Origin of the sequence: Exobacillus caeni (genome assembly GCF_005747095.1) — a bacterium.
GTDB classification, from domain to species: Bacteria; Bacillota; Bacilli; order Bacillales; family Guptibacillaceae; genus Exobacillus; species Exobacillus caeni.
Genome location: NZ_SWLG01000006.1, coordinates 81,476 through 97,087, shown reverse-complemented (window position 1 = coordinate 97,087; position 15,612 = coordinate 81,476). Strand labels below are relative to the sequence as shown.

The 15,612-nt window shown below is 41.7% G+C and carries 14 protein-coding genes; all 14 read right to left on the bottom strand.

Going from position 1 to position 15,612, the window contains the following annotated elements:
* Window positions 1-58: 58 nt before the first annotated feature.
* The 14 genes from pgsA to FCL54_RS09540 all read right to left on the bottom strand — a co-directional run bounded on the left by pgsA (window position 59) and on the right by FCL54_RS09540 (window position 15,557).
* Window positions 59-637: a CDP-diacylglycerol--glycerol-3-phosphate 3-phosphatidyltransferase gene (gene pgsA / locus FCL54_RS09605; RefSeq protein ID WP_171016768.1), complete on the bottom strand. Its 579-nt coding sequence runs from the start codon at window positions 635-637 to the stop codon at window positions 59-61.
* A 129-nt stretch (window positions 638-766) separates the two neighbouring features.
* Window positions 767-1,642, bottom strand: coding sequence for a helix-turn-helix domain-containing protein (locus FCL54_RS09600; protein ID WP_138125789.1), 876 nt, complete (start codon window positions 1,640-1,642; stop codon window positions 767-769).
* 17 nt (window positions 1,643-1,659) lie between these two features.
* A complete protein-coding gene (locus FCL54_RS09595) occupies window positions 1,660-2,439 on the bottom strand; it encodes a DUF3388 domain-containing protein (RefSeq protein ID WP_138125787.1) in 780 nt (259 codons plus the stop codon).
* A 190-nt stretch (window positions 2,440-2,629) separates the two neighbouring features.
* Window positions 2,630-2,890, bottom strand: coding sequence for a DUF3243 domain-containing protein (locus FCL54_RS09590; protein ID WP_138125785.1), 261 nt, complete (start codon window positions 2,888-2,890; stop codon window positions 2,630-2,632).
* Window positions 2,891-2,983: 93 nt separating this feature from the next.
* Window positions 2,984-3,703 carry an elongation factor P 5-aminopentanone reductase gene (ymfI, locus tag FCL54_RS09585; RefSeq protein WP_138125783.1) on the bottom strand — a complete coding sequence of 240 codons (720 nt, stop codon included), beginning with the start codon at window positions 3,701-3,703 and terminating at the stop codon, window positions 2,984-2,986.
* A 428-nt stretch (window positions 3,704-4,131) separates the two neighbouring features.
* The gene (gene yfmH / locus FCL54_RS09580) at window positions 4,132-5,418 is read right to left on the bottom strand and encodes an EF-P 5-aminopentanol modification-associated protein YfmH (RefSeq protein WP_138125781.1); all 1,287 of its coding nucleotides are present in this window, start codon (window positions 5,416-5,418) and stop codon (window positions 4,132-4,134) included.
* Window position 5,419: 1 nt separating this feature from the next.
* Complete coding sequence (gene yfmF / locus FCL54_RS09575) at window positions 5,420-6,697, bottom strand: EF-P 5-aminopentanol modification-associated protein YfmF (RefSeq protein ID WP_138125779.1); 1,278 nt, start codon at window positions 6,695-6,697, stop codon at window positions 5,420-5,422.
* A 267-nt stretch (window positions 6,698-6,964) separates the two neighbouring features.
* Window positions 6,965-7,930 carry an ABC transporter permease gene (locus tag FCL54_RS09570; RefSeq protein ID WP_138125777.1) on the bottom strand — a complete coding sequence of 322 codons (966 nt, stop codon included), beginning with the start codon at window positions 7,928-7,930 and terminating at the stop codon, window positions 6,965-6,967.
* A complete protein-coding gene (locus FCL54_RS09565; RefSeq protein WP_138125775.1) occupies window positions 7,931-8,989 on the bottom strand; it encodes an ABC transporter permease in 1,059 nt (352 codons plus the stop codon).
* Window positions 8,989-10,515 carry an ABC transporter ATP-binding protein gene (locus tag FCL54_RS09560; RefSeq protein WP_138125773.1) on the bottom strand — a complete coding sequence of 509 codons (1,527 nt, stop codon included), beginning with the start codon at window positions 10,513-10,515 and terminating at the stop codon, window positions 8,989-8,991. Before FCL54_RS09560 ends, FCL54_RS09565 begins: the two co-directional genes overlap by 1 nt.
* An 88-nt stretch (window positions 10,516-10,603) precedes the next feature.
* On the bottom strand, window positions 10,604-11,701 hold the full coding sequence (locus FCL54_RS09555) for a BMP family lipoprotein (RefSeq protein ID WP_138125771.1): 1,098 nt from the start codon (window positions 11,699-11,701) through the stop codon (window positions 10,604-10,606).
* 340 nt (window positions 11,702-12,041) lie between these two features.
* Complete coding sequence (locus FCL54_RS09550; protein WP_138126219.1) at window positions 12,042-14,384, bottom strand: DNA translocase FtsK; 2,343 nt, start codon at window positions 14,382-14,384, stop codon at window positions 12,042-12,044.
* Window positions 14,385-14,547: 163 nt separating this feature from the next.
* Window positions 14,548-14,787 (bottom strand): YlzJ-like family protein, encoded by a 240-nt coding sequence (locus FCL54_RS09545; protein ID WP_138125769.1) that lies wholly within the window; start codon window positions 14,785-14,787, stop codon window positions 14,548-14,550.
* Window positions 14,784-15,557: a ClpP family protease gene (locus FCL54_RS09540; protein ID WP_138125767.1), complete on the bottom strand. Its 774-nt coding sequence runs from the start codon at window positions 15,555-15,557 to the stop codon at window positions 14,784-14,786. The genes FCL54_RS09545 and FCL54_RS09540 overlap by 4 nt, the downstream gene beginning before the upstream one ends.
* Window positions 15,558-15,612: the final 55 nt, after the last annotated feature.

Below are 15,612 nucleotides of genomic sequence, written 5' to 3'. Positions count from 1 at the left end.
TCCCTTTCCGGCATAATTTATTTATGTTTTTCAACACCTTTGCCCTTGCCGGTTTCTTCTATCGGGATTTTAGGATAATATGCCTGTTTTTATAGAAATAGTCCCAGCCAGAATACACGGTGATGATCAAAGCTGCCCATAATGCAATGTCAGCAAACGGCAATCCTATACCAGAGAATGGAACATTGTGAAGCAGCAATGCGATAATGGCAACGATTTGAATCCAGGTTTTCAATTTACCAAGCTGGCTTGCAGCTAATACTTCACCTTCAGATGCAGCGACAAGACGAAGTCCTGTAACTCCGAATTCTCTACTTAAAATCACAATAACGATCCAGGCTGGCGCGCCTCCAAGCTCTACTAGCGAAACAAAGGCAGAGGTCACAAGCAGCTTATCTGCAAGCGGATCAAGAAACTTCCCAAGGTTCGTTACCAGATTATGTTTTCTTGCAAGGTGGCCGTCTATCCAATCCGTAACAGAAGCGATTATAAAAATAGTTGTCGCAATCAAATGAGAAACCGGGATAACTTCATTCGTTATCGTTACTTCCCCCAAAGACAAAGGGGCTAAAAGAAAAATCATGAAAACAGGGATTAAGCAAATTCTAGATACTGTAATTTTATTAGGCAAATTCACTAGAGTTCCTCCTATAACACCACTCATTGATTGATAAGAACGATATACAAACCATTTTACCATTCTTTTCTAACACCTGAAAGAAAAGCCACTTTTAAAAAGGAGCCATCATGTTGATGACTCCGCTTTTCATTCACCTTTTTTTAAATACACATTTTGCACATCAGGTTTTACCGGAATGTCAAGTTTCTCCCCGTTAACGTATATGGAGGTATTTGGCGAGCTGCCGAGCCTGAAGTATATATTTTCTTCATTTGTAAGATCGATAGTAGAAGACTTTCCTGCACTCAATGAAACCTGTTTGAACCAGCCCTTGCCTGAACTCTTCGTTTTAATGCCCGTCCAGCTGTTGCCGCTTGCCTCAAGCTTCACTTCAATTTTATCTGCGCCGCTTATTTGGAACGTTTGTTCATCGTTCGTGCTGTCTACTTTTTTAAGCGTAAACGCAGGCTTTTCTTCCTGCTGCTGCTGATTTTCATCAGCGGCCGTGCTATCAGTTTTATCTGCATCTTCATTCGCCTGGTCTTCTTTTGATGTATCCTGGTTTTCCTTGTTTTCATCGCTAACGATTTCTTCGCTGTCAGGTTCCGGATTGTCAACACGGGTATCACTGGAACCGTTTTGCAAAAAGTACCAGAATATCGCAATCACACCTATGATCAGCACTCCTACGAGCAAGGTAGGAAGAATGGAAGTCCATTTGGAACTGCGATTTGAAACAGAACTCCGGGACTTACGGGGAGGCAAATTTTCCGGCATTTCGGAGTTAGACTTTGGAAGCTCCCCTTTATATTCTTCTAGCAGTTCTTCTCCATATAATCCAACGGCGTCTGCATAGCTTTTAATGAATGCCCTTGTATAAAAATTGCCTGGCAGCTGGTCAAAGTCGCCTGCTTCTATCGCTGCAAGATAACGCTTTTGTATTTTTGTCGCTTCCTGAACTTCTTCAAGAGACATGTCTTTTTCCTGTCGGGCGTTTTTTAAACGTTGTCCTAATTCACTCAATCAAGAACACCTACCAATTAATTAAAATCAAATGTTGAGAATCCGGAATCACGGTCAATTACTTCATATGTAATTTCTTCATCTGGGTCATTTCTTAGTTCAATAATGTAATCAAAATCATTCAATGAATACTCGGTTTCCCTTGCGAAGATATCAGGGTGTTCAACAACCTTGGTAGCAGGAAGCCTCATAATATCGCGCAGTAGCTGCCAGTGTTTTTCTGAAGCCCTTTTTGCAGAAACTATACCGTCTATCAAAAATATATTGTCAACGTTTAGTTCATCATCGGCAATTTGCTGCCTCACCGTTTGTTTTAGCAAAGTGGAAGAAAGAAAAACCCATCTCTTGTTTGCACAAACACTTGAAGCGACAATCGATTCTGTTTTTCCAACTCTTGGCATGCCTCTAACACCAATCAGCTTATGGCCATCCTTCTTATACAATTCCGCCATAAAATCAACAAGCAGGCCAAGTTCATCACGGACGAAACGAAAAGTTTTCTTGTCATCTGCATCCCGCTGTATATACCTTCCATGCCTGACTGCCAGCCTGTCTCTTAATTTCGGCTGGCGCATTTTGGTTACGGTAATATTATCCATTGTATTTAAGATAGATTCAAGTCGTTCTATTTGTTCCATGTCATCAATTAACAATAACATACCCCTGCGCTGGTTATCTACACCATTTATGGTAATGATATTAATTCCGAGCATACCCAGCAAGGAAGCGATATCCCCAAGTAATCCCGGCCTGTTTTTATGTATTTCATACTCTAAATACCATTCTTTCTTTTCCATGATTCATCTCCTCAGGATAATTATAACAAACGTTCCGAATATGCAAGTAATAATGATTCATTTTAATGATATATGATTTTATGGAATGAGAAAAGCGGAGAATGGTTTTTCATAAAAATTTACCCAAATAAAAGAAAAAATAACCATAAAATGAAAAATGAGGATGTTTTCACATCCTCCAGCAAAATAATTATTCTCTAGTTCCGTTATTGTGAACCAGTTTAACCATCATGTTAGCAATTGCATGTTGTTCTTCTTCGTCAGCTACGCTCCAAAGGTCAGCAAGTAATCTTTCCTGTTCATTCTTTGGCTCGACCTGTTCTGCAAGGTAGCCTCCAATTTGGTATGCGACATCAGAAACCACACCTTTGTTCAAGCCCTGTCCTTCAGCCTGATTCAAGCGGTCTCCTAAAAAAGATTTCCAGTGATCCCAGTTTTCTAATACTGACATGATGTTCCCTCCTTTATGAGTTAAATCATGTATAGCTTCTCTTTTGTTAGCAAAAATTATTCATGTTTCCCGCTAACTTTTATATATTGCAGATCAACAATACCATGCACCGTTTATCGATACAATTTGCCCGGATATATAGGATGCCCGGTCTGAGGCAAGAAAGGTTACAAGGTCAGCTACTTCCCCGGAACTACCGAATCTGCCTATCGGTATCTCTTCCTTTATCTTCTGTTTGTCCTCTTCTGTAAAATGTTCGTTCATCTTTGTATCGATCATTCCGGGTGCGACGCCATTGACGCGAATACCGCTTGGAGCCATTTCTTTTGCCAGTGCTTTAACAAACGTGTTGAGGCCCCCTTTAACAGTGGAATAGACAACTTCACAGGAGGCACCTGTTAATCCCCAGATCGAAGAAATAACTACAATATTGCCCGATTTTCTCGTCACCATCGAAGGAAGCAATCTTTTGATCAGCAGAATCGGATTTGTAAGATGGAGATTGTTCATCTTCTGGATTTCCTCATCCGCCATATCTGTTAAAAGGCCAACATGGCCTATTCCGGCATTATGTACAACAAGATCGATCGGAACATTGCAATGCTGTACGATCTTTTGCACATCCTTGCTAACTGATAGATCTGCCTGGACAGATATGATCTCTCTTTCAGGAAAAGATACTTTTATACGCTCTATCGCTTCTTTGTTTTTGTTGTAATGCAGTATCAAATTATACCCATTATCGGCAAGTTGAGCTGCAATAGCCTGTCCTATTTCTCCGCTAGCTCCTGTAAGCAGTGCATATTTCTCCATCTGTTTCCCCTCCGCTAAACAATGTAAAAGAAAGGCTCTTTTCGTATATTTTGTTACTTAACAGCTTTACAATAAGATGAACTGCGACGCTATCTCAATATTGATTTCCGCTCCGGGCAGTTCGCTTTCCGTAGCGACCAGCCATTTGCTATGTCGCAGTTTATCGCTTTTGTGCACACTTTGAACACCTCTAAAACTGTACGTTTCCATTGACTTACTCTACAAGCAGTAGATATCTTGAAGCGTGCAGCCATCAGTCTAGCTCGTAGTGAAAGTGAAAATAGCAACAACACATATGTAAAAAGCCAAAAGAAAAGACTGGTTCAATGACTGATGGTTCCAGGCATCAGACCCGAGAAATACACTCGTGATATGAAGAGGAAAGAATCAGTTACAAATGAACCAGCCTTTTTATAATAAGCTAACGGTTATCCCTTGGGCAACACTTGAAAAACAGTAAACGATTCATCTTTAAAATGATCACGCACAGCCTCCTGTATATCTTCCACAGTCAGGCTCTCAAGTGTCGGAACAACATCGAAAAGATTCATATCGTTAAACTGGTATCTAGTAAATTGATTCGCGATAAATTCAACCGAATTAAGCGATCTTAAAAAGCCGCCTATTTTCTTTTTGCGTATACGTTCTAGCTGTTCAGCACTAATTTTGCTATCGCGGAACTCTTTTACCATTTCATAAATCCGGTCCGAAAGTTCATCCGGCTTCTGGGTATTACCTCCGATAACGGAGAAACCGAAACCATATTCTTCTGTAAAATCAAAAGAAAACGACTGGTCGATAAGCCCTTCATCATAGAGCTTTTCATAATTTTCAGAGCTCTGCCCGAACATCAAGTCAAGTGCAAGGTTGATACTGAGCTCATGTTTCAGCATATCTGACCCCTGGCGAGTTGGATTCTGTTCTTTAAAGCCCATCATGCATTTTGGTGTTTGCACTGACATTTTCAGTACATTTTTCTTTTTGGCGACCTCCGGCGGTTCGTTTTCAAAAAAACGCTCGATCGGAGGCTGGTCTTTATAATCTTTCGCGGCCTGATTTCCCTCTACCAGTTCCATGATTTTCTCGGGTTCAACCGGACCAACAATGAACAACAGCATGTTGCTCGGATGGTAAAACGTTTCATAGCACGTATAAAGAAGATCTTTTGTTATTTTAGAAATAGAGTTAATCGTTCCAGCGATATCGATTTTAACAGGATGATGTTCGTACATGTTTTCTATCACGCCGAAATAGGCTCTCCAGTCGGCATTATCATTGTACATTTCTATCTCCTGGCCGATGATCCCTTTTTCCTTTTCTACGCTTTTATCACTAAACCAGGGACTCTGTACAAAGTCTATCAAGGTTTTAAGGTTCAATTCGATATTGTTTGTAGCTGAGAACAGGTAAGCCGTTCTTGTAAACGAAGTGAACGCATTGGACGAGGCGCCCTGCTTGCTGAAATCCTGAAATACGTCCCTGTCTTCCTTTTCAAACAGCTTATGTTCTAGAAAGTGGGCGATGCCGTCCGGAACACGCAGCTTTCCTTCTTCGTTCAATGGAACAAAATGGTTGTCGATAGAGCCGTATTTTGTTGTGAACGTAGCATAGGTTTTATTGAATCCTGGTTTAGGCAGGATACACACTTCTAACCCATTCGGCAGTTTTGATTTATACAACGTTTCCTGGAGCTGGTCAAAAACTATTTTTTCCATATTAAGCCTCCTCTCCCTTTAAGAAATAAACGGTATCGAGCGTTATTTGCTTTGCAACGTCGACCACTTTTTCCTTTGTAACTTTTTCAATGCCATCCAGCCAATCTTCCATCGGCCTGGAGTAGCCCGCTATTTCTTCATGATAAAGAAGTTCGACCATCCCTTTGGCATCATCTATTGTTTCTAACAACTGGTTGTTGATCATCGTCTTCGTCTGGCCCATTTCCTCTTCTGAAAAATCCCCTGAACGCATCGCTTCAAGCTGTTCTTTAATAATGGAAACAGTTTTATCGTAATTTTTTGTCTCGATCCCTGACATTACGATCAATAGGCCTTTATGGCTTTCGTATCTTGAAGCAGCGTAATATGCAAGGCTCTCCTTTTCTCTAACATTTCGGAAAAGTTTGGAATGAGAGAAACCGCCAAAGATTCCGTTAAAGACTTGAAGCGCATAATATTGTTCGTCTTTGTAGCTGATTCCTGTTCGATAACCCATATGCAATTTTCCCTGCTTGATGTCCTGGCTTTCGATAACTTCGTTTTCCGTAACATCAAGAGCAGCTTTTTCCGTCACAGCACCTTCTTCTGTTCCCCGTCTCCCTAGTGAAAAGGTTTTCTTAACGATCTCCGAAACGTTATGCTTTTCTAAATCGCCTACAAGGTAAAGGTCGATACTGTCCTCCTGGATAGCTTTTTGGTAATATTCATAAAGTTCCTTGCCCGTGATGCTGTCCACCATATCCAATTCTCCATAAATGTGAAGACCGAATGGCTCATCCGGAAACATTTCTTTTGTAAGCCGCATGTTGGAGTAGCGCATTTTATCGTCATAGATCGACTGGATCCGTTGCTTTAAGGTTCTTTTTTCTTTCTGGACGATTGCACTATCGAACGACCCTTGCTCTGTTTTAGGATTTAGTAAAATTTCACTCAACAGTTGCAGGCCATCGCTTAATATTTTCGACTGCTCAGATAAAAACTTTTCATTTGATATATCCATGCGTATCGAGATAACATGGAAATCTCCTTTTTTTGCAAGATCAACATACAAAGAAGCGCCGTATAGTTCTTCCAGCTTCCTTCTGACCTGCTTGGTGGAAGGAAGATTTTCCGTTCCGCTTTGCAATACATATGGCAGCAATGCCCTTTTCGTGACAGTATCTTTTTTTAAAGGAGCTTTCATTTGCAAAACAACCGTGTTTGTCTTGTATTTATCCGTCTGGATCGTATGTAGCTTTATTCCGTCCAACACTGTTGCTTCGTGTTGAATTAACGTCATTCCGTTACCTCCCTGTTTTGGAATGGAGATTATTGGATACAAAACCATTCCTTCTCATTATTTCTTATTTCTTTTATATCATAGTATGCTCATTAGTTTAACCAATTAACATTATTCGATAACGATTTTGAATATACAAAAAAGGGACGACTCACAAACAAAGTGCCAGGCCCCTCCAATGTTTGATCTAGATAAACTAGTGTCAATGTTTATCTAGACAACTTCGGAGGGAGCGAGACACTTATGAGTCGACCCCTATTTATTTTCTTATCTTCCTTTTCCTTTTTCATAAGGCTGTCCAATCGCTTTAGGTGCATCTGCACGTCCGACGAGCCCAGCGAGAGCAAGAATCGTCAACACATATGGAGCGATAAGAAGGTATACTTCCGGTATGTCCTTCAGAAGCGGAATCTGCTGTCCTGTAATACTTAAGGATTGTGCTAATCCGAAAAACAATGCCGCTCCCAGTGCACCAAGAGGATGCCATTTACCGAAAATCATCGCTGCAAGGGCCATAAAACCCTGTCCTGTAATCGTGGAGTGGCTGAAACTGCCTGAAATGGATGTAGCATAAACCGCTCCGCCAAGACCAGCAAACGCACCACTGAGCATTACCGCAATATACCGCATTTTTATGACATTTATCCCCATCGTGTCCGCTGCCATCGGGTGTTCCCCGACAGAACGAAGGCGCAAACCGAACGGTGTTTTATAAATGACATACCAGACTACAAAAGCAAGTGCTATAGCAATATAAGAAGTATAATAGGCATGTGAGAAAAACAACGGTCCGATAATGGGAATATCACTTAAAAAAGGAACATTCGACTTATCGATTCGTTCTGCAATGATCGGCGTTTGCCCTGCATCAAAGATTTTCTTTACCAGGAACACAGCAAGACCAGCTGCTAGAAAGTTTAGCGCTACCCCGCTTACTACCTGGTCTGCCCTAAAAGAAATACTTGCTACAGCATGCAATAACGAAAATAAAGCTCCAACAATAATGGCTACAATAAATGAAAACCATGGTGATGCAGCGCCGAATCCCCATTGTTCACCAAAAACAGTAAATACTGCTCCAGTAAAGGCCCCCATAAGCATTAATCCTTCCAGACCAATGTTAACAACACCAGAACGTTCACTGAAAACTCCGCCAAGAGCAGTGAAAATCAGGGGAGCTGCTGAAAAAATGGCTGCTGGAATAATCAGTTCTAAAATTTGCATAAGATCCATTTAGATTTTCCCCCTTTTATTCAACCGATTGGAGAACCAGCGAATCAAATAACTGGATGCAACAAAGAAAATGATCAAAGCAATTACTATTTCTATAAGCTGGGTTGGAACCTGGGCAACAGATTGCATGTTCAATGCCCCGATTTTCAATCCGCCAAACAGGGCAGCAGCAAGAACTACACCTATCGCACTGTTTGCTCCCAGTAACGAGACAGCGATTCCATCGAATCCAATCCCCGTAAACGCAGATAAGATCGACATATATCCATAGGTGCCAAGGCCTTCCATGCTTCCCGCAACACCAGCGAACGCACCTGAGATAACCATAGATAAGACAATGTTTCTTGAAACGTTGATCCCTGCATATTGTGATGCATTGGTATTGAACCCTACTGCACGAAGCTCATACCCAAGCGTCGTTTTCCATAGTAAGAACCACATGATTATTGCTCCGATAATCGCAACAAGAAATCCATAATGCAGCCTTGAAAAGTCGGTAATAGACTGCAAATAAGCTGATGCTAAAGAAGCGGATTGATGGATCGTTTCCGTTCGTTCACCTGGGGCCAATAGATAGCTTCGAATAATAGCATTTACAACATGTAGCGCAATATAGTTCATCATGATTGTCGTGATAACTTCATGCACATGGTATTTGGCCTTTAAAAAACCGGGGACTACTCCCCATAGAGCACCTGCAGCCGCAGCTGCTAAAATTGCGAGCGGAATATGGAGAAAAGGCGTCAGGCCATCGAACTGCAGCCCGACATATACCGAAGCAAGCCAGCCGACAAGCAATTGTCCTTCTACACCGATATTAAAGAGGCCTGTCCGGAAAGCAAACGCAACAGCAAGCCCAGATAGGATCAACGGTGTGAACTGGCGAATCGTTTCCCCCATTACATAAGTATTGCTAAAGATTCCATTAAACAGGGCGGTATAAGCCAGAATCGGATCGTATCCGCTGAAAAGCATGATGATAGCTCCAGCAAGCAATCCAAGGATGACGGAAACCAGAGGAATCATAAATCCAGAAAATTTATTTTTCAAGACTTCCATTATTGGTCACCAACTTTCTCACGCTTGCCGCCTGCCATCAACAGGCCAAGTTCTTGTTCATTCGTCTCTTCTGGTTTAACGATATCGACTATTTTCCCTTCATAGATGACCGCTATACGGTCACTTACGTTTAAAATTTCATCCAGCTCGAAAGAAATCATAAGAACAGCCTTGCCTTTATCTCTTTCCTCAACCAGTTTTGAGTGGATAAACTCTATTGCACCTACATCCAACCCTCTAGTTGGCTGTGCCGCGATCAAGAGGTTTGGACTGCGATCCACTTCCCGTGCAATAATCGCCTTTTGCTGGTTTCCTCCTGAAAGAGCACGTGCAGGTGTCATTTCACTCGGCGTTCTTACATCATATTCCTTGATTAAAGATTTTGCTTTTTCCATTATCTTCGGTAGCTTTAATACACCTTTATTGGAATATGGCTTCTGGTAATATGTTTGAAGCACCATGTTTTCTCCAACCGAAAAATCAAGAACAAGCCCATGCTTATGGCGGTCCTGAGGAATGTGGCCCAATCCGCTCTCTGTTATTTTCCGGGGCTTGTGGTTCGTTATATCCTTCCCGCTCAGCTTGATCATCCCTGATTTAGCCTTTCTAAGACCTGTGATGGCTTCGATCAACTCTGTCTGGCCATTTCCGTCGACACCGGCGATACCGACAATTTCTCCACCTTTAAGAGATAAACTGAGGTCGTTAACCTGTGGAACTCCTCTTGCATCTTCCACTACAAGGTTTTCAATTTGCAGTACTTCTTCTTTTGGGTGTGCGGGTCCCTTTTCAACTGAAAAGTTAACTTCCCTTCCAACCATCATCGAAGCAAGCTCATCAGGGTTCGTTTCTGATATATCGACTGTGCCGATCCCTTTACCCCTTCGGATAACCGTACATCTATCGCAAACTTCCATAATTTCTTTTAATTTATGGGTAATCAATATAATTGATTTGCCTTCCTCAATAAGTCTTTTCATAATTTGGATAAGTTCATGTATTTCCTGTGGCGTCAGTACTGCAGTCGGTTCATCGAATATTAAGATCTCCGCTCCGCGGTAAAGTGTTTTTAAAATTTCAACCCGCTGCTGCATACCAACCGAAATATCTTCAATTTTTGCATACGGATCAACCTTAAGTCCGTATTGTTTTGAGATTGCTTCCACTTCTTTTGCTGCTTTTTTTAAATTGACGCGGCCCTTATCCCGTGGTTCGTTCCCCAGAATGATATTTTCAGTAACCGTAAATTTTTCAACCAGCATAAAGTGCTGATGGACCATGCCGATCCCCAGATCGTTCGCTACATTCGGATCAGTGATATTCACTTTCTTGCCCTTGACATATATTTCTCCCTGTTCGGGTTGATATAAGCCGAACAACACATTCATCAACGTTGATTTTCCTGCCCCGTTCTCACCAAGAAGGGCATGGATCTCCCCCTGTTGGACTTGAAGGGTTACATTATCATTTGCCACTATGCCGGGAAATTCTTTACGGATATTTCTCATTTCAATGACATATTCCATTCTTTGTCACTCCTTACATACCCTATAACATACAACAAAGGCTAGTACGGTAGCTTACTAGCCTTTGTTGTTGGATCGGCATTCATTTTTATAGAGAGCTTACATAAGTCTCGTATTCTTCATCAGTTTTTGGAACTTCCACTTCGCCGTTCTTGATTTTTTCTTTGTATTCATCCACTTTTTTAAGTGCATCTTCTGAAACATTGTCTTTTGTTTCGGCGATTCCTACGCCATCTTCTTCAAGACCGAACTCAGTGACTTTTCCACCAGGGAAGTTTCCTTCCATCGTTTGTTTTGATACTTCATATACTGCAGTATCAACGCGTTTCACCATAGAAGTTAAGGTTACGTTTTCTGGCATTCCTTCTTCATGCTGGTCACGGTCTACACCGATAACCCACACTTCTTCACCGTTTTTCGCACGGTTCTTAGCTTCAGTGAACACACCGTTTCCAGTTGCTCCGGCAGCGTGGTAGATCACGTCAGCGCCTTTTCCGTACATAGTGTTTGCGATAGCCTGTCCTTTTTCAGAAGAAGCAAAGTCCTCTGCATACTGAACATAGATCTCAGCATCAGGATTTACAGTTTTAACGCCTGCTTTAAAACCATTTTCGAACTTCTTGATGAGTTCAGAAGTTACTCCGCCCACGAAACCAACTTTGTTAGATTTCGTTTGCATACCTGCGATCAACCCTACAAGGAAAGAACCTTGATGTTCTTTAAACGTGATGCTCGCTACATTTTCAAGAGGTTCACCGTTTTCATTTACTGCGACACTGTCAACCAGCGCAAGCTGTGCATCCTTCTTTTGCTGTGCAACTGTCTGAATGTCTTGTTGCATCAAGAACCCGATTCCATAAACAAGGTCATATCCATCACGGATCAGACCGGATAGGTTTGGTTGATAATCACTTGCAGCGGTTGACTGTACGTATTTATAGTCTTTTCCTTCTTCAAGGTTATTATCTTTACCAAACTTTTGAAGACCTTCCCATGCAGACTGGTTAAAGGATTTGTCATCTACCCCACCGACATCCGTAACCATCGCAACTTTAAAATCGTTTTTGTTTCCTTCTCCGCCGCCTTCATTCTGTGTTCCTTCGTTATTATCGGCAGAACCACACCCAGAAAGCAATGTTCCTGCAGCAAGAACTGCTGACATTAAGAAACCGTATTTCTTTTTCATTGTTATCCCCCTAAAATTGGTAGTTTATTATTTCTTCTTCCTGAAAATAGTGTGAAATCGTTTTCTTGTGATAGAAAAAATAAAAATTATAAAACTCTCCTTCCAGGAAGTGAAAGAAATAACACATAATTCGACAATACTATATCATGATTAGAAAGTAAAATAAATATTATTTTTTTGTTTCAACAAAAAAATTAGTTTCATTGTGAAAAAACTTCACAAAAACCTGAACACACCTGAAGTTTACCTTGTGAACCGGCAATCACATTATTACAATTACCTTTTTGGCTGTAATTTTATCAGTTACTTTCGACCCGGTCCATTAGGAAGAAGCGCAACCCTAACCCGAGTGTGCTTCTTCCTCTGTCTTCGCCATGAGAACTTCTCTTGGCTTGCTTCCTTCATATGGACCGACGACTCCCCTTGCTTCCATGGCATCAATTAGGCGCGCTGCCCTTGTGTATCCTACTCGAAAACGTCGCTGGAGCATGGAAACTGATGCGGTCTGCATTTCCACCACAAGTTGAACGGCATCATCATAAAGTTCATCTTCGACTTCAGGCTGTTCTTCTTCCTTTTGTTCAGTTGGAATCATGTTTTCCTGGTATTGGGCCTTTTGCTGTGAAATAACAAAGTCTACTAGCTTTTCTACTTCTTCATCGGATAAGAATGCCCCCTGCACCCTTTTAGGTTTATTCGCGCCAACCGGAAGAAATAGCATGTCCCCTTTGCCCAGAAGTTTTTCGGCACCACCCATATCCAGAATGGTCCTGGAATCTGTTTGGGATGAAACGCTAAACGCGATCCTCGACGGTATGTTCGCCTTAATAACACCTGTTATTACGTCTACAGATGGACGCTGTGTGGCTATGATCAAATGGATCCCAGCGGCTCTAGCCATTTGCGCTAGCCTTGTAATGGCATCTTCGACATCACCGGAAGCAACCATCATAAGATCTGCAAGCTCGTCAACGATTACCACGATATACGGCAATGTTGGCTGCTTGGCATCAGAACTGTCGTTTTGCTTTTTAATATAGTTATTATACCCTTCGATGTTTCTTGTTCCGCTATGAGAGAACAGTTCATATCTCCGTTCCATTTCGCTAACGACTTTTTTAAGCGCCTGTGAAGCCTTTTTCGGTTCGGTTACAACTGGAGCCAGTAAATGAGGGATCCCGTTGTAAACATTTAACTCGACCATTTTTGGGTCAATCATCATCATCTTTACTTCATGGGGTTTGGCTTTCATTAATATGCTGGCGATAATGCCATTGATACAGACACTTTTTCCGCTCCCAGTAGCTCCGGCAACAAGCATGTGGGGCATCTTGGAAAGGTCTGCTACAACAGAATCCCCGGATATATCTCGGCCGAGTCCTATGGCAACCTTGGAATCATTATACTGATACTCACGGGATTCAAGCACTTCCCTTAATGTGACCATGGCTACTTCCTGATTTGGCACCTCGATCCCGATTGCAGACTTTCCAGGGATCGGCGCTTCGATTCTTAAATCTTTCGCGGCCAGTGCAAGGGCAAGGTCATCTGTTAAATTCACGATTTTACTAACCTTTACCCCTACGTCAGGATGCACTTCATATTTCGTTACAGCTGGCCCGAGATGTACTTTCATTACCTTTGCTTTTACTCCAAAGCTTTCGAACGTTTTTTCCAGTTTCTTTGCATTTGCTGATATTTGCTGCCGTTCATTTTGCTGTGAAACTTTTTTAGGGCGCTGAAGTAAACCCATGTTTGGCAGTTTGTAGTCTTTATTTTCTAATTCCGGCATCGTAAAGCTTTTGATCTCACTCTGATCGATTACTTGTTTTTCTTCCTGTTTTATTTCCTGGTCGGGTTCACGTTTTTTATTTACTTCGTCTACTTCCGAATCTGAATAGGAATGTTCAGAGAATGCCCTGATTTCTGGTTCATGTGTATCCTCCACCATGCTTTCCGAAAAAGACGCAGGCTCAGTAGAACCTTCCTCTTCTTCAGATTGCTCATTCTCTTCATGCCTTGCTTTCTTTTCCTGCTTTCTCTTTTCTGTCCACTCTGAGGCCATTTCCTTCAATTCGCTGAATGTTTCCTTCATAAAGTCGATAAATTTCAGCAACAGCTTGTAAAGCACGTCATTAAGAGACTTTCCAGTGATAAGAATAAAGGAAATGATGATTAAAAAGATCGCAATAAGCTGTGTTCCGACAGAATCAAACAAGACATAGCAGAATGAGAATGCAAGCGCACCGATCATTCCGCCCCCAAGATCATTGGAGGCAATTTCACCGGAAGCTTGGAGCATAAATAATTCGTATGTATTTTTAATTACGGAAGGATTTTCCCACTCACCCTGCCTCGAAAGATTCTCAAATAAACCAACATGGCTTAATAGCAAAACTGCTAAAAATAACAAGTAAAATCCAGCCAGCCTTCTGGTCCAGAACGGTGGCCATGCACGCTTAAACATTAAATAGAAAGATAGAACGATCATGGAAGCGATTAGAACTCCATACCATTCTCCCGTAAAGAAACGAAACATATGATAGATGGCTCGTCCTACTACTCCAAGTTTCGCCATTCCTAAAACCGTAAAAGCGAGTATGGCGAGACCGATGATCTCAAATCTTATTTGGGACTTCCAATCTTTTTGGTGTTTATCCTGCCGTTTTTTCCGTTTTCCCAATTGTAACACCTTCTTTTTTCTTCGATGTAATCCAATATCTTCCCTAATAAGCCAATCACTCCAGCAATTACCTCTAGATGATTCGGAAGAAAAAGCAGCCGATTTCGTTGATCGGCTGCTTCCTGTTCGTTCTTTCATTATAGCACAGTGCATGGAAAATCGACTATAAGAATTCCTGCTTTTCCGGTACAGGTTCCATTGATAACATTTGGCCGGGCTGCGTCATAACGTTCATAAAATCCTCAGGGTTTGTGCTTAGAACCTGAATGATTCGGCATTGTGTCAAAGAATGCCTCTCGACAAGCAGCTGGACGCCGTTCCATTCAATCACAGACTGATTGGAGTACTCACTCTCCTCAACAGGGAATACAGCGTCATGGGGCATAATTGTATATAAAATCATTGTACATAGTCCCCTTTTTGCTTTTGTCCTTCAATGAGTTCATTCAATTTTTTTATTGCCTGTCCTACGCCCCCGACTTCATTGATCAGTCCATATGCTACCGCATCGTCCCCAATGACATTTGTTCCGATATCCCTTGTCAAATTTCCTTTTGAAAACATTAATTCCTTGAATTTATCTTCTGAAATATTCGAATGTTTCAGTACAAAGCTGACGACACGTTCCTGCATTTTATCAAGATACTCAAATGTCTGTGGAACGCCTATAACTAATCCTGTCAAACGTACAGGATGTATTGTCATCGTTGCTGTTTCTGCAATAAATGAATACTTTGCTGAACAAGCGATCGGAACACCGATTGAATGGCCTCCTCCAAGCACGATTGACACGGTAGGCTTGGACAATGAAGCGATCATTTCAGATATTGCAAGTCCAGCCTCAACATCTCCTCCAACCGTATTCAAAATTAAAAGAAGCCCTTCAATTTTAGGGTTTTGTTCGATAGCTACAATTTGTGGAATGAGATGTTCGTATTTCGTTGTTTTATTTTGCGGCGGTAACTGCATATGCCCTTCGATTTGTCCGATTATCGTCAAGCAATGGATATTAGATTGCTCATCCATTGCTGGCACATTCGTTTGTCCTAGCTGTTGGATTTTATCCACAAGGCTCGATTTTGTTTTATCCTGGTCCTTCGAAGGACCGGGTTGTTTTGGATCTGACGGATTGGTTGGATTTAAAGGGGGTTCCCCCTGGTTTTTAAAGTCCATACTAACGCTCCTTCCTGCATGCTTAACGTTAGTATGAACGACTGTGGCTATTTCA

Coding starts and splice junctions, on each gene's coding strand:
- yfmH (WP_138125781.1), bottom strand. CDS start 5,418: ATGGAAAAAATAGTTTTTGACCAGCTCCAGGAAACGTTGTATAAATCA.
- FCL54_RS09570 (WP_138125777.1), bottom strand. CDS start 7,930: ATGGATCTTATGCAAATTTTAGAACTGATTATTCCAGCAGCCATTTTT.
- FCL54_RS09560 (WP_138125773.1), bottom strand. CDS start 10,515: ATGGAATATGTCATTGAAATGAGAAATATCCGTAAAGAATTTCCCGGC.
- FCL54_RS09540 (WP_138125767.1), bottom strand. CDS start 15,557: ATGGACTTTAAAAACCAGGGGGAACCCCCTTTAAATCCAACCAATCCG.
- FCL54_RS09545 (WP_138125769.1), bottom strand. CDS start 14,787: ATGATTTTATATACAATTATGCCCCATGACGCTGTATTCCCTGTTGAG.
- FCL54_RS09555 (WP_138125771.1), bottom strand. CDS start 11,701: ATGAAAAAGAAATACGGTTTCTTAATGTCAGCAGTTCTTGCTGCAGGA.
- FCL54_RS09590 (WP_138125785.1), bottom strand. CDS start 2,890: ATGTCAGTATTAGAAAACTGGGATCACTGGAAATCTTTTTTAGGAGAC.
- ymfI (WP_138125783.1), bottom strand. CDS start 3,703: ATGGAGAAATATGCACTGCTTACAGGAGCTAGCGGAGAAATAGGACAG.
- yfmF (WP_138125779.1), bottom strand. CDS start 6,697: ATGACGTTAATTCAACACGAAGCAACAGTGTTGGACGGAATAAAGCTA.
- FCL54_RS09595 (WP_138125787.1), bottom strand. CDS start 2,439: ATGGAAAAGAAAGAATGGTATTTAGAGTATGAAATACATAAAAACAGG.
- FCL54_RS09565 (WP_138125775.1), bottom strand. CDS start 8,989: ATGGAAGTCTTGAAAAATAAATTTTCTGGATTTATGATTCCTCTGGTT.